This is a genomic window from Vibrio orientalis CIP 102891 = ATCC 33934, assembly GCF_000176235.1.
GTDB lineage: Bacteria > Pseudomonadota > Gammaproteobacteria > Enterobacterales > Vibrionaceae > Vibrio > Vibrio orientalis.
On record NZ_ACZV01000005.1, the window covers coordinates 1,065,851 to 1,085,531 of the forward strand.

Sequence of the window (19,681 nt, forward strand, 5' to 3'; positions counted from 1 at the left end):
TAGTCTTTTCGGAGTAAAGCAGATGAGCCACAGCCAGATAAAAAGTATCAGCCTCTATGCGTCAAGTGTCGTGTTAATGAAAGGTATATCACTCATTACCCTTCCTTTGATGGCTTATTACTTAAGTCCTTCTCAAATTGGTCAACTTGAATTAATGGGTGTAACGACCATGTTCTTTAGTCTGGTGATCGGTATCGCGATGCATGAGAACCTTTACCGATTTATTGGCGTCGTGAAGGATAGTGATGAACAAAAACAAAAAGCAGCTCAGCTCTATAGTGCGACACTTTGTCTTTCGATATTTTTAACGGCTCTTCTCACCGCCGCATACTGGTTGTTACCCATCAATGTTGCTGCGATTCCGGATAAGGCTGTGGGCTTGATCGCCTTAGTGCTGTGTTATGAAGCGCCACTCGCAATATGCCTAGCGTGGTTAAGACTCAAAAATGAAGCCACTTTGTTTTTCAAGGTCTGCGTTACCACTGTTGCGCTACAAGTCGGTTTGTTAATTGTGGTGCTTAATCTAGCACCGAGTGTCATCGTCATTTTCGCTTTGAACGTGTTATGTACTTTCGGACAGTTCTTATTTCTTCATTACAAGCTAGGTTTCAAGCTATCTTTGCCCGACTATTCAATATTCAAAGGGTATATTCGCTACTCTATCCCTTTGATGCTGTCTGGAGTTGTCGCTTTTGGCCTAAGCGGTGCTGAACGCTGGGTCATCGCGGGCACCACTGACTTGCAAACGTTAGGCATGTACGCAATCGCTGCCAAATTTGCTTTAGGCGTCGGGATTTTAGTGCAACCATTCCACATGTGGTGGATGCCTAAAAGGTTTGCCGCCCTAGAGCAGCACGGCACGCAATATACCGCAAAAGTTACCCAGCAAGGCATCATGTTGCTGTGTATGGTGGCGGTGATCGTATCATGGTCAAGTCAGGTGTTCATTTGGGTCGCGCTGCCTGACGCTTACCATCTCGCCGCCTCTTATGTCAGCCTAACGATCTGTATGATGCTATTTAAGGAGCTCGTGGAGTTTACTAACTTAGGTATCCTCTATAAGAAGCAAACCACGCAACTATTGATCATCAATATTGCTTCGACGCTCTCGGCTTTTTTTATTTGTTACCTCACGATAGGTTTAGGGATTGACGCCATTTTACTCGCTTTGATTTTCGGTCAGCTAAGTCGATTCGTTGCCACCTACTGGCGTAGCCAAAAACTCGCCCCAATTCACTATCAAGCCTCTGCAATATTTGGTTTGGTTGTTCTCACCACGCTATTTTTAGTCACTAGTCGCTATCAACAACACGTAGAATTATCTCTCTTGATGCTATGTCTTCAACCACTCGCGCTTGTGGCCTATGCCTTGCGCACTAAATTGCTCGATCTATCGACATTTCGAACAGCGTATAGCGCATTTCAGACCTACATCGGTAAAGCGCAATGACTTATAGTGAACGCACCAAAGCATCCCTATGCATGACGGCTATCTGTTTCTTGCTCGCTGGAGTTTGGCTGCTTGTTCCTAATCCATTAATCGTGGTTGTTCTGTGCTTTGCTCCACTTGGGGTGCTGTTTGTACTCAACCAAACATTTTGGTTCGTCAGTTTATTTGTACTGTTCTCATTCTTTCGTATTCACGAGTCTCTCCCTGCCCTATATTCATTGAAGATCCCGTTATTACTCTCTTTGGGCGCACTCTCCGCCTTGCTATGGCATAGTTTGATCAGTCGTAAATTGACCACTTACTGGCACCCCAGCTTTACCTGGCTTACCATTTTTTGGTTGTTAGTCGTCATTGGTGCAGTGCTCTCGTCAAACCCTGGACTGGCAATCACCTACTTCAAAAACATCTATTGGAAAATCATTGTGATGACACTCGCCATTGCCTGGTTGGTAAACAGTGAAGACTCGGTAAAAAAAATATCTACCCTCATTATTTTGGCCGGGATACTCACTGCTTGTGTCGCTTTGTTTAACTCAATCAATGGTATTGGTATTGTCGAGGGCTCGCGTGTCACCATAGGGCGTCATTTAGGCTCTGTACTGGGCGACCCCAATGATTTATCACTGGTGTTAATGTTTCCACTCGCGTTTGCGATTAGTTTCGCCGCCACCAAAGGGATTGGGTTTTCGCGGTTTATCGGCTTCACCTGCTTGATTTTAGCTATGGCGGCGGTCATCGCGACTCAAAGTCGTGGCGGCTTGCTTGGCTCGATCGCCGTATTTGGCATCTTTGGTTTGCGCTTAATTAAGTCAAAAACGTTACTGCTGTTTATCGCCGTTATTGGGCTTTTTGTTTTGTTCGCGATGGCCGGAATTTCCGATAGACAATCTGGCGGTGCAGCTGAAGAAGGGATTGATGCCTCCGCAATGGGGCGATTATACGCATGGGAAGCCGCATTTAAGATGGCACTAGACAACCCACTGACCGGTGTGGGACTCAATAACTTTTATGCTAACTACTTTTTCTATAGTCCCCATTGGGATGGCTTGAATCACGCAGTACACAGTACATGGTTTGGCGTATTGGCTGAGACCGGGTTCCTTGGCCTAGTGGTGTTTATTGGTATTATCGTTTCATTAATTAAAACAAGCCGCCAAACACTCTCCTTACTCGACCAAGTTGGACAAAGCGCCTCGCCATACTTAACCGCCACTGCGCTCGCGGTTTACGCAGGTGTCATAGGGACCATAGTGTCGGGAACATTCCTAACCCAAGGATTTACATGGCCCATTTATATACTTGCAGCGCTATGTATCGCGCTATCAAGGATTACGCAAAAGTATTCTCAAAATGAGAAACCAAGCTAACGCCATAAATCAAAACCAATAAACCACTGTTTTAATTCATTTTTTATTTTGGCATGCAACATGATATAGCTTCTATTCAATTAGAAAAAAGGAGCACGTTATGTTGGTACAACAAGCCCACGGGGTTAAAGATTGGTTGAAACACCATAACAACCCTTCACTTCGCCGACTGTTTCGTCTTCTCAAAGCGGTGCGAGCTTGCGACTTGCCCACACCGAAGATACTTAATAAGTTTATCGGCGCACTCTATGGTGTCACATCAAGTTTGGTGTCTAATGTCACTCGGGTTCTTATCCATACCCCTGCCTTCAAAGGAAAACTCGATGGCTATGGACGCGGGCTTTACCTATTTGGTGGCGTTCCCTTCGTATCTGGTCCTCTCTCTATCACCTTAGGAAATGATTGTAGAGTTTCAGGGCAAACCACTTTTAGCGCTCGTCCCCAAAGTGTTCATCCGCAGCTCATTGTTGGCAGTAATGTCGACATTGGCTGGCAATCCACCATCGCTGTCGGACACAAAATCCTCATTGGTGATAACGTTCGTATCGCTGGTAGAGCCTTTCTGTTTGGTTATTCCGGCCATTCACTGGATCCGGTACTTAGAGCAGAGGGACAAGCTGACCTCGACGTCGATGTTGGCGATATCATATTGGAAAAAGATGTCTGGTTGGGTACCAACGTAACGGTTTGTCCTAACGTCACCATTGGTGAAGGAACCATTGTAGGGACCGGAAGCGTCGTGACTAAAAGCCTTCCTCCCTTTGTCGTAGCGGTTGGTAATCCGGCCAAAATCGTTAAGCAACTTAATGGAAATGGAGGTCGCCATGCGTGATTTAATTGTATTCGGTGAAGACTTTGGTGGACTCCCTTCGAGCACACAACATCTCATCACGCGCTTAGCGAAACAACGTAAAGTACTTTGGGTTAACTCAATCGGCCTGCGTCAGCCCAAGTTGAACCATCGCGATGTTCAGCGAGCAATCTATAAACTGCTTGGTAAAGGAAAGTGTGGCTACAGTGTGTCGCAATCAACACCTAACAATATTACTGTCGTCAATCTACGTACGATTCCTGCTCCTAGTTCTACACTTGCTCGCTTAGTCGCAAAAGCGATGATATGTGCCCAGCTTCGCCCAATGGTGAAACAACTTAACTTGCACCAACCTGTACTATGGAGCTCACTCCCGACTGCCGCCGACATATGTGGCTGCTTAGGTGAGTCTTCCGTCGTTTATTACTGCGGTGATGATTTTTCCTCGCTAGCTGGCGTGGACCACAGCGTTGTTGCAAGGCATGAATCAAAGCTAATCGAACGCGCTGACCTAATTTTTGCTGCAAGCGCTAAATTACTGACTAAGTTTCCCCAGAACAAAGCGCATTACGTACCACACGGTGTTGATACTGAACTCTTCAGTCAACTTGCACCAAGAGCCGATGACCTGCCTTGCTCAAGTAAGAAAATCGCCGGATTTTACGGCAGTCTGTCCAACTGGCTAGACTACGATCTACTTCATCAAGTCTGCCTGGATAATCCCGGTTGGGAATTTGTCTTCATCGGTCCGATTGAGCTACCTGACAATCCCCTGCCTAAGCTTGGCAATGTTCATTATCTTGGCCCTAAAGCTCATCAAGAATTACCACGCTACAGCCAACACTGGGATGTCAGCTTGTTACCCTTTGTGGCTAACGATCAAATTGCGTCATGTAGCCCATTGAAACTACTCGAATATCTTGCTGCTGGCAGCCGAGTCATTAGTACACCGTTTCCGGCACTCGCGCCTTATGCTGACTTCATTGATGTTGTCTCCAATGCTCAATCATTCTCTGACGCTCTTCGCGCTGTCACAACCGCGCCGCCTCAGATCGTTCCCACCGATATTGATGACAATAGCTGGGATTCCCGAAGCCTGTTAGTCCACAAGATGTTGGAGTCACTATGAACGAACTCAAAGTCAGGTTAATCATCATCCTAAATGGAGCGTGGCGCCAACGTTACATCATCGTTGTGCCAATACTTATCTTGCCTTTCATTGGCTACTTTATCGGCAAGACGGCCCCAACCAATTATGTCTCTCATACATCGATGCTGATCCAAGAGACCGCAAAAATGAATCCCTTCCTTGAAGATATCGCCGTCTCAACCATGCTCAAGGAACGGCTCAATGCATTAAGTACCTTGCTCAAAAGTCGCCATGTACTGACAGCAGTCGCCAAGGAACACGGGCTGATCAATGACGGAATGAAACCAGCGGAAAAAGACTATGTTATTAGCGTTCTCTCAAGCAGTTTAACGGTTACGCAGCCGGGCAAAGACTTTCTCAAGATTTCGCTTACCGCCCCCTCTCCAACGGGTATGAAAGAGATGCTCGAATCAGTCAGTGAGCATTTCATCGAGCAACTACTCGCGCCTGAACGTTCCTCAATTAAAGATTCATCAGAATTCTTGGCAATTCACATTGAGAAAAGACGTCTCGCATTGGAAGAAGCGGAAAATGAACTGGCTGAATTTAAAAATCGCTATGCCTCGGTCACCCCGGAAATGCAAAGCCAAGCTTTGGGTAGACTCGCGGCTCTAAAGCAAAGCTATGCTGAGAAAAAAGCTGAACTGGCTGGTGTCGAGAGAAGCTTAGGCTCACTCGATCAACAACTATCAAAAACCAACCCTGTTGTTGGGAAAATCGAAGATCAGATCATTGATATTAGGAGTCAACTTACGTTGCTCAAAGCGAAGTACACCGATAGCCACAGTGCGGTACAAGGGAAAGAGAGAGAGCTGCGCAGGCTTGAAAACGAAAGAAAGCTTCTGATACAGAACGAACAACCTTACATAAGCAGTGAACAACTATGGGATATCGCGAGCAGTGCCAAAATACGTGAAGTCGGCGATGTGCAACCTCTTCTTGTCACTCAGTTGCACAGTTTACAGTTAGTCCGCGGACGCTACGAATCCCTCACTGAAGAAACGAAAAGCTTACAAACAATGATTAAGGACCTTGAGCGTGAAGCGAATAGCTTTGGTGACAACGCCAAGTCCATGCACCGATTATCACGCAATGCTGAAATTAAGCGCCAACTCTACGATGAGCTGATTCAAAGGTACGAGATGGCTCAACTTACTGGCTCACTTGGTATATTTGAGCAAAATAAACGAGTCAAAATCATTGATTTACCCTATACACCAAGCCGCCCTGCGAATTTGCCTATCATTGTATTTGTGATTGCAGGACTTGTTGCTGGCATCGGTTTAGGTAGCGGTATTGCCATCCTTATTGAGTTATTTGATTCCTCAGTACGAAGAAAAGAAGAAATAGAGCAGATCACCAATGCTCCATTGCTCACACAGATTCCCAAAATTAAACCCTATCACTCATAACGCAATTCAAATTGATATGAGTACATTCAACTCAGGACAACAACCTATAACTCATTGATAAATAACAACTAACAATTTGGCACAATTAATGCTCCTCTCTTTGTATTACCAACATTTGATGATAAGTACCGATACAAGTTGTCAGAAAATGAGGTCGATAATTCAAGCGTTTTGAGGAGTTATTATGATGAAAGGTTCAACAACCATCCATGTCGTTCAACACCTCGCCCCGGGCGGACTGGAGGCGTTGGCGCTAAATATGCTTAGTTACTCTCCTAATAGCGACGACGTGTTAATCATCAGCTTAGAAGGAACCAAAGAAGCAGCGATCAAAAAATGGCCTCGCTTGGCTCAAGTTCAAGATCAGTTACTTTTTTTGGAAAAACCGAGTGGCTATAGCCTTAAAACCCTTCGTCAACTGTATAAAGTGTTTCGAACCTTGAAACCACGTGTTGTCCACACTCATCATATCGGTCCGGTTATCTACGGAGCTATTGCCGCACGTTTATCAGGTGTCAAAGTCAGAATCCACACAGAACACGACGCATGGCATCTATCAAGTCGTAAACATCGCTCTCTGCAGAGTTTGGCAATTAAGATTGCCAAACCAAAATTAGTCGCCGATGCTGCGCTGGTCCGCGACCAAATAAGAAAGCAACTTAATGTAAATAGCGTGACTGTCATAAAGAATGGTATCGACTGTTCCACGTTCACTCCCGGCTCGAAAGAAGCTGCACGACAAGCACTTAGTTTACCTATTGATCAAGTACTGGTCGGAACGGCTGGTCGATTAGAGCCAGTAAAAGGCCAAGATGTGCTTATCCAGGCCCTATGTTCATTACCGAAAAATGTCCATTTGGCTATTGCGGGCGATGGCAGTGAGCGCAACAGACTCAAGACGTTAGTCAATCAATTAGGGCTAGAGAATCGCATTACATTTTTAGGTTTAGTCGATGACATGCCGCAATTTTATCAAAGCTTAGATCTGTTTTGCCTACCTTCAAGAAGTGAGGGCTTTCCTCTGTCAACACTCGAAGCACAATCATGCGGCATACCAGCTATCGCGACAGACGTGGGGGCGACAGCCGAAACGTTATGCCCAGAGACAGGAACGTTAGTCGCTAGTGAAAATCCACTTGCACTGGCTAGTGGCATTCTGCGCGAGATGTATGGCAACAACGATGTTTCACCACGAGAGTTTGTGCTCGAGCATAACGATATCAAAACCATGATTAAGGCTTACCATTCTTTGGCAGAGGAGAAAAGCGCATGATCGATTTGATTATTTCCAGCGTGTTCATAATGTGCAGCCTGTTGGTCATCTACCACCATGTTGGCTACCCAATTTTCTTAAATTGGTACTCCCGTCATCACCCACTAAAGTCAATTAAACACAAAGTACGGGGTTACCGAGCGATGAAAAGTGACCGACGCTGCCTTTCTGTCACTATTTTGATCCCAGCGTACAACGAAGAGCAATGGATAGCCGATAAGATTCGCAATATTGCTTCTCTCGATTACCCAAGAAATAAACTTAAGGTCATCATCGCCTGTGATGGTTGTAGCGATAATACCGTCACGATTGCTGAGCAAACCATTCAAGAAGCGATCTGCGCCGATACCCATTTTGAGATTCGTGCATTTAGCCAAAACCAAGGCAAGATCGCGCTAGTTAATCAACAACTCAAAACAATCTCTAGCGATATTGTTGCACTCAGTGATGTATCAGCACTGATTTCAATTGACGCCCTTTGGATTGCCAACAAACATTTTGAGGACTCGCAAGTCGGGGTCGTCAATGGACACTATCAGCTTTTTAACAGCCAAAATGAAGGCGAAAACCGCTATTGGCAGTATCAAAGCAAGGTCAAAATGAATGAAGCAACCTTAGGCTCGACATTAGGTGCTCATGGTGCCTTCTACCTGTTTAGAACTCACTTGTTTGAAGATATGGAAGCCAACACAATTAATGATGACTTCATGATTCCAATGACAATTGTGAGAAAAGGCTATACCGCTATCTATGAGCCGAATATGGTCGCATTAGAGCTTGAGCCCACCAACCAAGAAAATGATTTTCGACGTAGATTACGAATTTCCGCGGGCAATATGCAGCAAGCGATACGATTGGCTGACATGTTCATGCCCAGATATCGTGGCATTGCCTTTGCGTTTCTTTCAGGTAAAGGGCTTCGCTTGCTCATTCCTTACTTACTTATCGCTTGCTTCATCTCATCCATCTGGTTGATAGAGCATCCCCTCTTTTCTGCTGCAGTGGCTGCTCAAGTGGCACTCTATTCCGTTGCAGTTTTAAGCTATTACATGCCCTACATTTTCTGCCACAAAACCTGCAAGGTCATCCTTTATATCGTTGCAGGTCACTATGCCAACTTTATAGGCGGCTTACGTTATTTATTCGGACTTGAATCAGGAAAATGGTCTCGTGTAGACCAATAAGGAGTTAATTATGAGCAATGTTTCAAATCATATGTCTATCTGGTTGGCCAAACGACTTTTTGACCTATTTGGTGCACTATTTGGGTTACTCCTTTTGTCACCCTTCATTCCTATTATCGCCATTGCGATCAAAGCGTCGTCACCCGGTCCTGTATTCTACAAACAGTTAAGAGTAGGCAAATCAACACCAGAGAAAATGGTCTTCTTTGAAATCATCAAGTTCCGTACCATGTACCAAGATGCGGAGCAACGTACCGGTGCTGTATGGGCAACCGAAAATGATCCCCGTATTACACCCGTTGGACGCTTCTTACGCAAAACTCGCCTTGATGAAATCCCTCAGCTTTTCAATGTGGTACTTGGGGATATGTCCTTGATTGGTCCTCGCCCTGAACGCCCGAGTTTTTATCAAAAGCTTGAGAATGCGATCCCCTACTTCGCTGACCGTACCTACGGAGTGATGCCAGGAATCACAGGCCTTGCTCAGGTTAACCAAGGTTACGACACATGTATTGATGACGTACGCCGTAAAGTCGGTTATGACCACAGTTACGCCCTGTCACTATGTTCGCTGAAGTCATGGCTTAGCATGGACTTGTCGATTATTACTCGTACCATCGTTGTCATGTTCGACGGACGAGGACAGTAAAATCACTGATACTATGTGCGTGATTTAACGCACATTTTTAAACGCGATACGGATAAAACAACAACAATTCGATTAGTTATAAAGCAAACGGCTTCAAATCATTAAAAATGGCCTTGCACGATTGAAAAACTCTCGGTAACATCCATCTCGTTCTTAAGGAATGGGTCCGTAGCTCAGTTGGTTAGAGTACCGCCTTGACATGGCGGGGGTCGGCGATTCGAGTTCGCCCGGACCCACCATCCCTTAAAGTCATACTAAAACCAAAGTATGCAGAACATTAAATTTGGGTCCGTAGCTCAGTTGGTTAGAGTACCGCCTTGACATGGCGGGGGTCGGCGATTCGAGTTCGCCCGGACCCACCAAATTTAGTTCCTTGTGAACAAACAACAAAGCCCGCTTTTTAGCGGGCTTTGTTGTTTTTGGTTCTCTCGTTTTCAACGCCACACCCTCCCCTTACGCAGGCTTACAAAACTTCCATCGATTCTGCTCACCTATGCGTTTAAAGTTGCCGTGTTTACAATCGATATAAGAAGTTCGCTATGTTCAAGAAATCTATCTGTTTACTCCCTCTTCTCTCATTAGCGTCAGCTGCAGCAATCGCTGATAGCAATATTGTCTATGAAATGTCTCACATTGGCTTCGGCTACAAACATGCTAGCCTTGACCCAGGTGCAGCAGAACCATACTTGAACGGCAAATACAGCAACGATGTAGACAAAACATACGGGGGTTTATATGTAGACCTCGGATTGAGCATGACCGAAACTTTATTCTTGGAAGGAAATGCGAGCTTTGTGACACGCTTTAGCTCTGAAATTGATACGTGGCAAGCAGGCGGTGGGTTCAATGTTCCTGTCTCACCTTTAGTTGCACTCCCTTTATCATGTGGAATCATCAATTATCGTGCAGATAGCGACTACTCGCCTTCATACTCTGAGAACGCCTTGTACTGTAAAGGCGGAGCAAGAGCTCAAGTCGCAAAACATTGGCTAATCGACGCTTCTTATCAACACGCTTTTCTTGATGTCGCCAAAGACACTTATCGTCTAAACAATGTTTTCCAGTTTGGTTCTGTATTCGGATTTACTGCAGGATTGGAATACGCAAAGAGAAAGAAATCAGAAACAGCATTTACCGTCGGATTGCAGTTTACACTTTAAATCATCACGGTCGCTAAATCCGTCTAGCGAAATGCGTCAAGAAGCTCCAGCAAAATGCTGGCGTTTTTTCATTCACCAAAGCTTATTCAGCTAGGATCTACGTGCGTTGTGCATTTTTTTTTGATAGGATTTGCGGCCAATTTAGCACTGAGCGATATCATGAACCGTAAAAAGAAGATCAATAGTATCTTAAAAGCTAAACAGAAAAAGATGAACGCTAAGCTGCACAAAAGCAATAAGCCTCGCTACATTTCTAAAGCAGAGCGAGCAAAGCTTGAAGCAGAAGAAGCAAGCTCTAGCAATCAAGAGTCGCCGATTGAACAACAGTCAGTGACAAACGAAGAAGAAAACCTAGATTAACTTCCAGTTACAAAAAAGCCAGTCAAGTTACCCTGACTGGCTTTTCTAATTCTATATTAAATTCGCTGACTGGAGCTGCCTTCAAAGTCGACCAGTTTGATCTCTAACTGAGCGCCAAAATAGCGTAAAGCCAGCTTGGGGTCTTGGTTGTCAGTCATCTTCTTACCTAACGTTTCCAACAAGTCCGCCATAAAATCTTTTACGGGTTGCTCAGCTTCTGCCAAGTGCTGTTCAAGTGTGTGATTGTTCATAATTTCCTAGCCATAACGTTATCAATCAATCGTTTATAGTTAAGCCCTTATTCAACTAAGGGCATTACAATGGAAACTATAAAAACGATCTTAAATGGCAATCACTACCGCTATTCCTTTCACCACTGCGAAGGCTCAAGTCAGTACGCTATATTTTTATTAGGTGCACTACAGGACATTGAAAGTGTCCATAGCTTTTCTACCTATTTTGCGACTAAATTGAACTGTATAACCATTGAAGTTCCGGGAACGGGTCATACAGAAAACCTTGAATCGACAGTAAGTATTCGTTCTCAAGCGATTATGTTGCGCGATTTTATTGAATATTTAGGAGTAAGAAATGCCCATGTTATTGGCTTCTCTTACGCTACTGCTGTCGCCGTCGAGTTGTGTGACATTTGGCCGCATATTCTGTCTATGTCCATCTGTGGCGGAGTACCTGGCATCCCCTCTTCTGGGCGTCTAGCTACCAAGAAAATGATCGCAGCAGCGATGGACAGTCCAATTAGCTTTGCCAAATCATTTACTGAGTCGCTCACAGTGAACAATAGCGATATTCCAAGAAACAAAGCTATCATCAAAGCAACGGTACGTAATATAACCAACATGTCACAAGAGCGAATCGCCGTGTTTTTTGAAAACTCGATCAGACTATTGGTTCATACACCATCTAACATCGCCAATATCTCAGTACCTTGTACTATCTGTGTCGGCGAATTTGATCCGTATGTCACCAGAGAAACTGCTCAAGCTTTTGCAAGTCAGCTCAAAAATGGACGTTTTGTAGTGATAAAAAATGCCGACCATTTGGTGCATTTACAGTATCCCGATAAGGTAGCCGCCATTATGCTAGCTCAAGCCAATGCAGCGTTGGCGCTTAACGAGACTCTGTTAGCACTAACCTAAATAAACGATTAATATTGTTATTTTTTAGTGAGATATAATCAACTCAAGGCTATGTGTAATTTGAGTTGATTATTTCCACTCAATGAATTCAGATCACGTTTTTTATGTAGATCTTTGATAGAGTGGTCAGTATTTCTACCGCTCGCGTCTTGCACTCACCGTTAAGATTACGCAATGCTTCAACAATCAATGCATCTCTAAGATGCTGGATTTGGCGTAGCTGGTGGAATTGGGGAAACAAGCGCATTTCACTGGTGAAGTTCACATGGGAATTAAGCTCAAAGCCTAACTTAACCCTGAAACCGATAGCCACTGAAAAATCTCTGACTTTGTTGACGTCTTCAAGTTGAAGATATTGATATTCTGATAGCCCCAATACGCGTGCGATAACATCAACTGGGATCTGATGTTCTAAACGAAAGCGTTTTACTGTAATAGCGACTGAACGGTAGTAATCAATGGCAAAAGCATTGATATCGAGGACAGGCGGAGGAAGCAGTTCATTGTAAACAATAGCGGGATCGATCTGTGACTCAATTTCAGCACGAAAAGCACTGAAGTTAGCCTTGCTCTCTTCACTCATCATATTGCTCACAAGGTCGAGGTAGAGTTCAAACTGCTCGCTCGGTAGCCGGCCAATACAATATAAAGCCTCTATCGCCTTGTCATCCATTCCACGATAGTGTTCTTTCATTTTGAGGGCAAAATAGAAGCTTGTCATAGGCACCATCATGACCCACGACATCGCCGCTACCATGTGGATTGGCCTAATCGAATGATAGCTTTGCTGCATGTAACGCTTTAGGGTCGAGCCATTGATGCCGGTAGTGCGTTGCTCCAAGTCATGAAACGACATACCTTGAGCTCGTCGAATAAAAGACATTGATACTGCCATATCTGTATCAATGGTTTTTAACAACGTATCCAACGTTTCGATTTTTTGTTCTGAAACACTGATTTTGACTTGATCAGCACGATTTAACATACAACAAAACCTAACTAAAACAACGAATAAGCTATCTTCCCTAACGAGGGAACTTTACCATAGCTAGTGCAATTTTCGAACAGTTAGTAGAGTTAAATATCTAACAGTTTGAAACAATATGCATTATGAATGAACTCGCTTATTAAAATGTCAGTTTCGCGTGATGAGTAGGTTTTCATCGATTGGGATAAAACGATCGCTTGCATCAATCAATGATTGAGCGGTCAGCCCTGGCACTCCGTAAACGTCAACTTTTGTGTTAAATTTTTCTTGAATACGCTGAACCAGTATTTCAAAATCACCATCACCGGAAAGTAAAATCACTCTATCTACTTTTTCCGCAGCCTCGAATACATCCAAGGCGATCCCGACGTCCCAATCCCCTTTTGCACTGCCGTCCATGCGCTGAATAAACGGCTTTAGATTGACGTTAAATCCAATACCACGCAGGATATGATGAAACTGACGCTGCTTAGGGTCGTGTGAGGAAATCGCGTAGGCGTTCGCTTGTTCAATTTGCTTTCCTTCAGTCGCAATATACCAAAATTGGTTATAGTCAAAATTTGCTCGGTATTTATCTCGCGTGGTGTAATAGATGTTTTGCACATCCACAAATATCGCAACGGTTTCCATTGTTCGCCTACTTTTTGCTGTTGAGCGCTGACTTTAACAAAACCACACAAACATTACAGCTTTGTTTTTAGCAAACCACCATTCAGTGGCATCGTCACATTAAGCCCTCAAGATTGATAAACTCTAGATACAAAAACAGCGGCTTTTGCCGCTGCTATTATAATTAATTAAACCACTTCAACTTGTCATGCAGTGAAGTCACACTGCCTACAACAATCAGTGCAGGGCTGACCGCCTCTTTGGCCATACTCGCCAATTCACTTAAATTGCCCGTAAATACGCGTTGCTCTCGGCGTGTGCCGTTTTCGATAATGGCACATGACATCTCTGCATCAATCCCATTTTCAAGTAGCTTAGTCGCAATGTACTCACACTGTTTAAGACCCATGTAAAACACCAGTGTATTGTTTGATTGTGCTAAAGAGTGCCATTCAATTTCACGACCGTCTTTCTGTACATGGCCGGTAATGAACTGGACACTCTGCGCATGATCACGATGGGTCAACGGGATCCCCGCATAGGCAGTAGCGCCCGCAGCCGCTGTAATCCCTGGTACTACTTCAAATCTAATACCGTGCTGCGCTAACTCTTCCAGCTCTTCTCCACCGCGGCCGAAGATAAATGAATCTCCGCCTTTCAAGCGAACCACACGTTTGCCTTCTTTCGCTTTGTCGACCAATAGCTGATTGATCTGCTCTTGGGGCACACAATGGTAATCAAGCTTTTTACCAACGTAAATCATTTCTGCTGACTCGGCCGCGAGCGCAAGGATCTCTGGCGAAACCAGTCGGTCATACACCACGACTTCAGCTTGCTGAATTACTCGGTAGCCTTTCACTGTCAATAAATCGGGGTCGCCGGGACCTGCGCCCACAAGAGAAACAAAACCGCTATTTAACGAAGAGAGATGAGAAGCAGTCATAACTACGCCTTTCGAATAAATTTAGATATAAAAAGAGACTCTTTTTGAAGAAACTCTGTTTATAGCCAAATCACTAATCCATAAATGGGAAAGAGATTCCCTACTCTGTCATTTTACCATCTATGGAATGACGAGGTTTACCTATTGGTCCTTGAGGCATTCCCAGCAGCAATGAAGGAGCCTAGTCGGGAATCTCTAAGCTTAATATCGTAGAGAATCCCGACTTGTTCACTATCAGACTCTGCTAGTGAAACTTAACTTACTTTGCCAGTGCTGGTTTCGCTTCTACAGTATCCTCATCAGATAGAGAAGGTGCTGTTTTTGCGTGAGTTAGGTATAGCGGGATACAAGTCATGATTAGACCACCCACGATGTTACCTAGGATTGTTGGAATTAGGTTGAAGTTCAACCACGTCGCGATACCGAAGTCAGCACCTAAAATCATGCCAAGTGGGAATAGGAACATGTTTACCACTGTGTGCTCAAATACTAGCGCGAAGAAGATGAAGATTGGGAACCACATCATTGCTACACGGCCAGCGACAGTGCGCGCAGTCATGTTACCAATAACGCCAAGACAAACCATTAAGTTACAGAAAATGCCGCGTACGAAACAGGTAATCCACCCGTCCATACCCATGTTTTCAAAACCTAGGCTGCGGGCAGTAGAAACGGCGATGAACTTCTTAGCAACCGCGTTTAGCTCTAGAGAGAAGTTACCCGTCAGTGATACTGCTACTAGGTAAGCAACAATCAAAGAACCGATAAGGTTACCAAGACCAACAAGGCCCCAACAACGGAAGATACGGTTCCAAGTAATACCAGGGCGACCGTCAAATTTTGCTAGTGGAGCAAGACCAAATACACCAGTTACTAGGTCATAACCCATAACACTTAGAATCACAAAACCTACTGGGAAGACAAGTGCGCCCACAATGCCCATGCCTGTTTGAACGATTGTCGTAATCGCTACTACTACCGCTAGAGATAAGATGATACCTGCCATGGTGCCGCGCAAAAGCAAGTCACGAGAACTTGTCTTTGTTTTAGCTTCGCCAACGTTAATCATTGTTTGTACGAATTCAGCGGGTTTAAAGTCTGTAGACATGAATGTGTCCTTATTCAAAAAATTGAAGGTTAAAAAGTTAAAATTGAATAGTGAAAGGCTCGCGAATTTCTCTGTTTTTCGCCAAGAAATGACGAGCCTTTAAGCTATTGAATCTCTTATAACGGACTATTAAGCCGCGATTTCTACCGATCCTTTGGTCACTCGTGCTTTATACGCTTTCACGTTGAATTGTTCATTTTCCATGCACGCCCCGGTTTTCAGGTTAAAGCGCTGCTTCTTAAGCGGGCTTGCAACCCACAGCTGCTCATCGTGCTCAACGATCAGGCCGCGAGATAGCACGTTTGATTGGAAGAAAGGGTCCATGTTGTTAATCGCAAACACTTCTTCTGTCGCTCGTGGGCGGAAAATTGCTACTTGCTCACCGTCTACCAAAGCCACTACACCTGTGCCTGGGATGATGTCTTCAATGTTACAAACTTTTGTAAATGCCATAATCTCTTCTCCCCTTACACGACTTCTACGTGAAGGATGTCGCCTTTCGCTTCAGGATGTTTTTCAGTAAATGTCGCTGGGCGATGCTGCTCACGTCCATCAGTAACAAACATGACATTATCATCACGCTCGTCAGAGTTAACGAAGTGGGCAAAACGCTTAAGCTGAGTTTCGTCGTTAACCGTATCAGTCCACTCACAGCGGTACTCTTCGACTAGCTTCGCAACGTCTGATTCTAGCTGATCATTGATGCCAAGCTTGTCTTCAATAATCACTTCGCGTAGGTAGTCGATGCCACCTTCAAGGTTTTCAAACCATACAGAAGTACGTTGTAGTGGCGCTGCTGTACGGATGTAGAACATCATGAAACGGTCGATGTATTTCAGTAGTGTCTCTTGGTCTAGGTCACCTGCAAGTAGGTCAGCGTGACGTGGCTTCATACCACCGTTACCACACACGTACATGTTCCAACCAGCGTCTGTGGCGATAATACCCAGATCTTTACCCTGCGCTTCAGCACATTCACGAGTACAACCAGACACACCAAACTTCATCTTATGAGGAGTACGAATACCCTTGTAGCGGTTCTCAATCATGACGCCTAAGCCAACAGAATCTTGAACGCCGTAGCGACACCAAGTCGAACCTACACAAGTCTTAGCCATACGTAGCGCTTTTGCGTACGCTTGGCCCGTTTCATAACCTGCCGCAATTAGCTTCTTCCAAATTGCTGGAAGATCGTCTTTTTGCGCACCAAATAGACCGATACGCTGCGCACCAGTGATCTTAGTGTAAAGGTTGTATTCAGCCGCAACGTCAGCAAGAACAGATAGTGCCTGAGGCGTTACTTCACCACCTGCCATACGAGGGATAACTGAGTAAGTACCATCTTTTTGCATGTTACCTAGGAAGTTATCGTTGGTATCGTGCAGTTTAACTAGTGATGGTTTAAGGATGTGGTCACCCCAGCATGAAGCAAGAATAGAACCTGCTAGAGGCTTACATACTTCACAACCGTAGCCAGTGCCGTGTTTCTCTAGTAGCTCTTCGAACGATTTGATTTCACCGATACGTACGAGGTGGAATAGCTCTTGACGAGAGTAAGCAAAGTGCTCACATACGTCGTTCTTCACTTCAACGCCTGCTTTTGCAAGCTCAGCGTTAAGAACTGAAGTCACAAGAGGAATACAACCACCACAACCTGTGCCCGCACCTGTCACTGCTTTGATATCACCAATTGTGTGATGACCTTGTGCAACCGCTTCTGCGATTTTGCCTTTAGTCACATCGAAACATGAACAGATAACCGCAGACTCAGGTAGCGAGTCAGCGCCAAGTGTTGGTTTTTCGCCACCAGCGTGCGCAGGTAAGATAAGCGCATCAGGGTGTTCTGGTAGGTCAATTTCATTCAGCATAAGCTGTAGAAGATCACCATAGTCAGAAGTGTCACCCACCATTACCGCGCCAAGAAGCTTCTTGTTGTCTTCAGAAACGATTAGGCGTTTGTAAACTTCTTGCTCTTCGTTTTGGTAAACGTAGCTCTTACAACCCAGAGTGCGGCCGTTAGCATCACCGATTGAACCCACTTTCACGCCTAGAAGCTTCAACTTCGCAGACATATCAGCGCCTTCAAACTTGCTGTCGTTACCAACGATGTGGTCTACAGCCACTGTCGCCATTTTGTAACCTGGTGCCACTAGGCCGTAAAACGTTTCATTCCACGATGCACACTCACCGATTGCGTAGATGTTCTCATCTGAAGTCTGACAGAAATCGTTGATTGCGATACCACCACGCGGTGCTACGTCCAATTTCATGTCACGCGCAAGCTTGTCTTGAGGTCGAATGCCCGCAGAGAAAACGATAAAGTCAGTTTCTAGTTCTGTACCGTCAGCAAAGCGCATAACGTTACGTGCATCTTTACCCTCAGGAGCAATTTCTAGCGTGTTTTTGCTAGTATGAACTCTTACGCCCATGCTCTCGATTTTTTGGCGCAGTTGATTACCGCCAGCTTGGTCTAACTGCTCAGCCATGAGCTTTGGTGCAAATTCAATCACGTGCGTTTCTACACCGAGAGCTTTCAGTGCACCAGCCGCTTCAAGGCCAAGTAGACCACCACCAATTACCACACCCACTTTGCTCTTCTTCGCGCACGCTTCAATTGCTTTTAGATCTTCGATAGTGCGGTAGACGAAACAGTCTTTGCTTTCACGGCCTTGGATTGGTGGAACGAATGGGAAAGAACCTGTCGCCATGATCAATTTGTCATATTTGATTTCGCGACCAGAGCTTGAGTAAACGATGTGTTTGTCACGGTTAACGTTAATTGCACGTTCGCCGATCAACATGTTGATGCCGTGTTTCTCGTAGAAGCCTTCTTTAACTAAAGAAAGTTCATCAGCAGTGTGATGAGAAAAGTAAGAGGAAAGGTGGACTCGGTCATAAGCGACACGAGGTTCTTCACAGAAAACAGTGATCTCATATTGAGAAGCGTCCGTCTTCTCAACTAGGTCTTCAATGTAACGGTGACCTACCATACCGTTACCGATAACAACCAGCTTCAACTTGCTCATAGTACTTCCTAAGGGTTAGGTTTTTTATCTGATCCAATTGTTAATTATGAAAGAAAATTAATACATGATGTAAATCAATTACAGAATTAAACTACCCTAAAGGGGTATGAACACAAAATAACCGCTTAATTTCTGTAACTGGATTACATTGATGAGTGAACGCATTCAAATTTACGACACAATTCAAATTCTTCTATAAATAGTTTGAAACCTTTTGCGATAATTCCTACTTTTTAGCTCCCTCTTTTGTTCAAAACTCTCCGTTCTCTTCTTTGATATAACGTTTTATTATCATAATGCTAATTATCGATAATTTTTATTTCATTTGAGCATAAATTAAGATCCTCTTCATCAAATTAAACAGTCCGAAATATTCGAACCAGAGGAATAAATTATGAAAATGAATCACGTAGGCATTATGGTTGGCGATATGGACAAAGCCGTTGAGTTTTACACTAAAGCGCTTGGCCTTCGCATCGTAATGAACAACACCAAAGTGATAGAAGAGCGTGAAACGGCGATTGGCCGCATGTGTATCGCCGTATTTGGTGAAGGCTTCAAAGGCTTTAATATCGCTCACCTTGTTACTGCAGATGGTATCGGTGTTGAACTGTTCGAGATGAAAGAGCGCCAAGAACGCCATGACGTCGACTTTTCTCGCTTAGGTATCTTCCACTTCTGTCTGCAGGTATCAAAAGAGCAATTTGAAACCGCAATCAAACGTGTTGAAGAGTATGGCGGTAAGGTTCGTATGGACATCATGCGTTACCACCCTGAAGATGAACTAAAGCAAGCACAAATGGTTTACCTAGAAGACCCATTTGGCAACTTATTTGAATTCTATTCACACTCTTACGAAGAAACATACGCTTCTGATTACGAATAATAAAATGACGGAGTTGGCCATGTACCAACTCCGTATCATATTCATTTATCCCTATATTAAATAAGGACAAAACCCCAACCAAACGACGTAAACGTTTTCTTTTTGATAAGCAAGTCGCAATTCTCATTTACGTACATTACAGGTTCTA

General features: G+C 44.4%; 19 protein-coding genes and 2 tRNA genes. 14 read left to right on the forward strand and 7 right to left on the reverse strand.

Annotated elements, in window-relative coordinates; translation table 11 throughout:
• The first annotated feature begins 22 nt into the window (after positions 1-22).
• The 12 genes from VIA_RS15645 to VIA_RS15700 all read left to right on the forward strand — a co-directional run bounded on the left by VIA_RS15645 (position 23) and on the right by VIA_RS15700 (position 10,816).
• Entirely contained in the window at positions 23-1,450 is a 1,428-nt protein-coding gene (locus tag VIA_RS15645) for a lipopolysaccharide biosynthesis protein (RefSeq protein WP_004414146.1), read from the forward strand.
• Positions 1,447-2,817 carry an O-antigen ligase family protein gene (locus VIA_RS15650; RefSeq protein ID WP_004414147.1) on the forward strand — a complete coding sequence of 457 codons (1,371 nt, stop codon included), beginning with the start codon at positions 1,447-1,449 and terminating at the stop codon, positions 2,815-2,817. Before VIA_RS15645 ends, VIA_RS15650 begins: the two co-directional genes overlap by 4 nt.
• 100 nt (positions 2,818-2,917) lie before the next feature.
• The gene (locus tag VIA_RS15655) at positions 2,918-3,649 is read left to right on the forward strand and encodes an acyltransferase (protein WP_004414149.1); all 732 of its coding nucleotides are present in this window, start codon (positions 2,918-2,920) and stop codon (positions 3,647-3,649) included.
• Positions 3,642-4,757, forward strand: a complete 1,116-nt coding sequence (locus VIA_RS15660; protein ID WP_004414150.1) for a glycosyltransferase family protein — start codon at positions 3,642-3,644, stop codon at positions 4,755-4,757. Before VIA_RS15655 ends, VIA_RS15660 begins: the two co-directional genes overlap by 8 nt.
• Positions 4,754-6,190, forward strand: coding sequence for a GumC family protein (locus tag VIA_RS15665; RefSeq protein WP_004414151.1), 1,437 nt, complete (start codon positions 4,754-4,756; stop codon positions 6,188-6,190). Before VIA_RS15660 ends, VIA_RS15665 begins: the two co-directional genes overlap by 4 nt.
• A gap of 184 nt (positions 6,191-6,374) precedes the next feature.
• Positions 6,375-7,463 carry a glycosyltransferase gene (locus tag VIA_RS15670; protein WP_004414152.1) on the forward strand — a complete coding sequence of 363 codons (1,089 nt, stop codon included), beginning with the start codon at positions 6,375-6,377 and terminating at the stop codon, positions 7,461-7,463.
• Positions 7,460-8,647: a glycosyltransferase family 2 protein gene (locus tag VIA_RS15675; RefSeq protein ID WP_004414154.1), complete on the forward strand. Its 1,188-nt coding sequence runs from the start codon at positions 7,460-7,462 to the stop codon at positions 8,645-8,647. Before VIA_RS15670 ends, VIA_RS15675 begins: the two co-directional genes overlap by 4 nt.
• A 10-nt stretch (positions 8,648-8,657) precedes the next feature.
• On the forward strand, positions 8,658-9,296 hold the full coding sequence (locus VIA_RS15680) for a sugar transferase (protein ID WP_004414156.1): 639 nt from the start codon (positions 8,658-8,660) through the stop codon (positions 9,294-9,296).
• A gap of 162 nt (positions 9,297-9,458) precedes the next feature.
• A tRNA-Val gene (locus VIA_RS15685) sits at positions 9,459-9,535 on the forward strand.
• Between the two features lie 46 nt (positions 9,536-9,581).
• Positions 9,582-9,658, forward strand: a tRNA-Val gene (locus tag VIA_RS15690).
• 177 nt (positions 9,659-9,835) lie between these two features.
• Positions 9,836-10,456 carry an outer membrane beta-barrel protein gene (locus VIA_RS15695; RefSeq protein ID WP_004414158.1) on the forward strand — a complete coding sequence of 207 codons (621 nt, stop codon included), beginning with the start codon at positions 9,836-9,838 and terminating at the stop codon, positions 10,454-10,456.
• A 159-nt stretch (positions 10,457-10,615) separates the two neighbouring features.
• Entirely contained in the window at positions 10,616-10,816 is a 201-nt protein-coding gene (locus VIA_RS15700; protein ID WP_004414159.1) for a DUF2986 domain-containing protein, read from the forward strand.
• A gap of 56 nt (positions 10,817-10,872) precedes the next feature.
• Here the strand turns inward: VIA_RS15700 and VIA_RS15705 are convergent, their stop codons facing one another.
• Positions 10,873-11,067 carry a hypothetical protein gene (locus VIA_RS15705; protein ID WP_004414161.1) on the reverse strand — a complete coding sequence of 65 codons (195 nt, stop codon included), beginning with the start codon at positions 11,065-11,067 and terminating at the stop codon, positions 10,873-10,875.
• A 69-nt stretch (positions 11,068-11,136) separates the two neighbouring features.
• On the opposite strand from VIA_RS15705, the gene VIA_RS15710 reads away from it, so the two are divergent.
• On the forward strand, positions 11,137-11,973 hold the full coding sequence (locus VIA_RS15710) for an alpha/beta fold hydrolase (RefSeq protein WP_004414163.1): 837 nt from the start codon (positions 11,137-11,139) through the stop codon (positions 11,971-11,973).
• A gap of 88 nt (positions 11,974-12,061) precedes the next feature.
• Here VIA_RS15710 and VIA_RS15715 read toward each other — a convergent pair whose 3' ends face one another.
• From VIA_RS15715 to nirB, 6 genes are all read right to left on the reverse strand, one after another.
• Positions 12,062-12,958 carry a hypothetical protein gene (locus VIA_RS15715; RefSeq protein ID WP_004414164.1) on the reverse strand — a complete coding sequence of 299 codons (897 nt, stop codon included), beginning with the start codon at positions 12,956-12,958 and terminating at the stop codon, positions 12,062-12,064.
• 150 nt (positions 12,959-13,108) lie between these two features.
• Positions 13,109-13,591, reverse strand: a complete 483-nt coding sequence (locus tag VIA_RS15720; RefSeq protein WP_004414167.1) for a LabA-like NYN domain-containing protein — start codon at positions 13,589-13,591, stop codon at positions 13,109-13,111.
• 163 nt (positions 13,592-13,754) lie between these two features.
• Positions 13,755-14,513, reverse strand: a complete 759-nt coding sequence (gene cobA, locus VIA_RS15725; RefSeq protein ID WP_004414169.1) for a uroporphyrinogen-III C-methyltransferase — start codon at positions 14,511-14,513, stop codon at positions 13,755-13,757.
• Between the two features lie 259 nt (positions 14,514-14,772).
• Positions 14,773-15,621 (reverse strand): formate/nitrite transporter family protein, encoded by an 849-nt coding sequence (locus VIA_RS15730; RefSeq protein WP_004414171.1) that lies wholly within the window; start codon positions 15,619-15,621, stop codon positions 14,773-14,775.
• Between the two features lie 129 nt (positions 15,622-15,750).
• Positions 15,751-16,074, reverse strand: coding sequence for a nitrite reductase small subunit NirD (nirD, locus tag VIA_RS15735; RefSeq protein WP_004414174.1), 324 nt, complete (start codon positions 16,072-16,074; stop codon positions 15,751-15,753).
• 14 nt (positions 16,075-16,088) lie between these two features.
• Positions 16,089-18,647: a nitrite reductase large subunit NirB gene (nirB, locus tag VIA_RS15740; RefSeq protein WP_004414176.1), complete on the reverse strand. Its 2,559-nt coding sequence runs from the start codon at positions 18,645-18,647 to the stop codon at positions 16,089-16,091.
• A 394-nt stretch (positions 18,648-19,041) separates the two neighbouring features.
• Between nirB and VIA_RS15745 the strand changes: the two genes are divergently transcribed.
• Entirely contained in the window at positions 19,042-19,533 is a 492-nt protein-coding gene (locus tag VIA_RS15745; RefSeq protein WP_004414177.1) for a VOC family protein, read from the forward strand.
• Positions 19,534-19,681 lie beyond the last annotated feature (148 nt).

Bases quoted from the DNA above. Each gene is read 5' to 3' on its own strand.
- VIA_RS15665 (WP_004414151.1), top strand. From the start codon at position 4,754: ATGAACGAACTCAAAGTCAGGTTAATCATCATCCTAAATGGAGCGTGG.
- VIA_RS15745 (WP_004414177.1), top strand. From the start codon at position 19,042: ATGAAAATGAATCACGTAGGCATTATGGTTGGCGATATGGACAAAGCC.
- VIA_RS15710 (WP_004414163.1), top strand. From the start codon at position 11,137: ATGGAAACTATAAAAACGATCTTAAATGGCAATCACTACCGCTATTCC.
- VIA_RS15675 (WP_004414154.1), top strand. From the start codon at position 7,460: ATGATCGATTTGATTATTTCCAGCGTGTTCATAATGTGCAGCCTGTTG.
- VIA_RS15695 (WP_004414158.1), top strand. From the start codon at position 9,836: ATGTTCAAGAAATCTATCTGTTTACTCCCTCTTCTCTCATTAGCGTCA.
- VIA_RS15680 (WP_004414156.1), top strand. From the start codon at position 8,658: ATGAGCAATGTTTCAAATCATATGTCTATCTGGTTGGCCAAACGACTT.
- VIA_RS15700 (WP_004414159.1), top strand. From the start codon at position 10,616: ATGAACCGTAAAAAGAAGATCAATAGTATCTTAAAAGCTAAACAGAAA.
- nirB (WP_004414176.1), bottom strand. From the start codon at position 18,647: ATGAGCAAGTTGAAGCTGGTTGTTATCGGTAACGGTATGGTAGGTCAC.
- cobA (WP_004414169.1), bottom strand. From the start codon at position 14,513: ATGACTGCTTCTCATCTCTCTTCGTTAAATAGCGGTTTTGTTTCTCTT.
- VIA_RS15715 (WP_004414164.1), bottom strand. From the start codon at position 12,958: ATGTTAAATCGTGCTGATCAAGTCAAAATCAGTGTTTCAGAACAAAAA.
- VIA_RS15650 (WP_004414147.1), top strand. From the start codon at position 1,447: ATGACTTATAGTGAACGCACCAAAGCATCCCTATGCATGACGGCTATC.
- VIA_RS15655 (WP_004414149.1), top strand. From the start codon at position 2,918: ATGTTGGTACAACAAGCCCACGGGGTTAAAGATTGGTTGAAACACCAT.
- VIA_RS15705 (WP_004414161.1), bottom strand. From the start codon at position 11,067: ATGAACAATCACACACTTGAACAGCACTTGGCAGAAGCTGAGCAACCC.
- VIA_RS15720 (WP_004414167.1), bottom strand. From the start codon at position 13,591: ATGGAAACCGTTGCGATATTTGTGGATGTGCAAAACATCTATTACACC.
- VIA_RS15645 (WP_004414146.1), top strand. From the start codon at position 23: ATGAGCCACAGCCAGATAAAAAGTATCAGCCTCTATGCGTCAAGTGTC.
- VIA_RS15670 (WP_004414152.1), top strand. From the start codon at position 6,375: ATGATGAAAGGTTCAACAACCATCCATGTCGTTCAACACCTCGCCCCG.
- VIA_RS15730 (WP_004414171.1), bottom strand. From the start codon at position 15,621: ATGTCTACAGACTTTAAACCCGCTGAATTCGTACAAACAATGATTAAC.
- nirD (WP_004414174.1), bottom strand. From the start codon at position 16,074: ATGGCATTTACAAAAGTTTGTAACATTGAAGACATCATCCCAGGCACA.
- VIA_RS15660 (WP_004414150.1), top strand. From the start codon at position 3,642: ATGCGTGATTTAATTGTATTCGGTGAAGACTTTGGTGGACTCCCTTCG.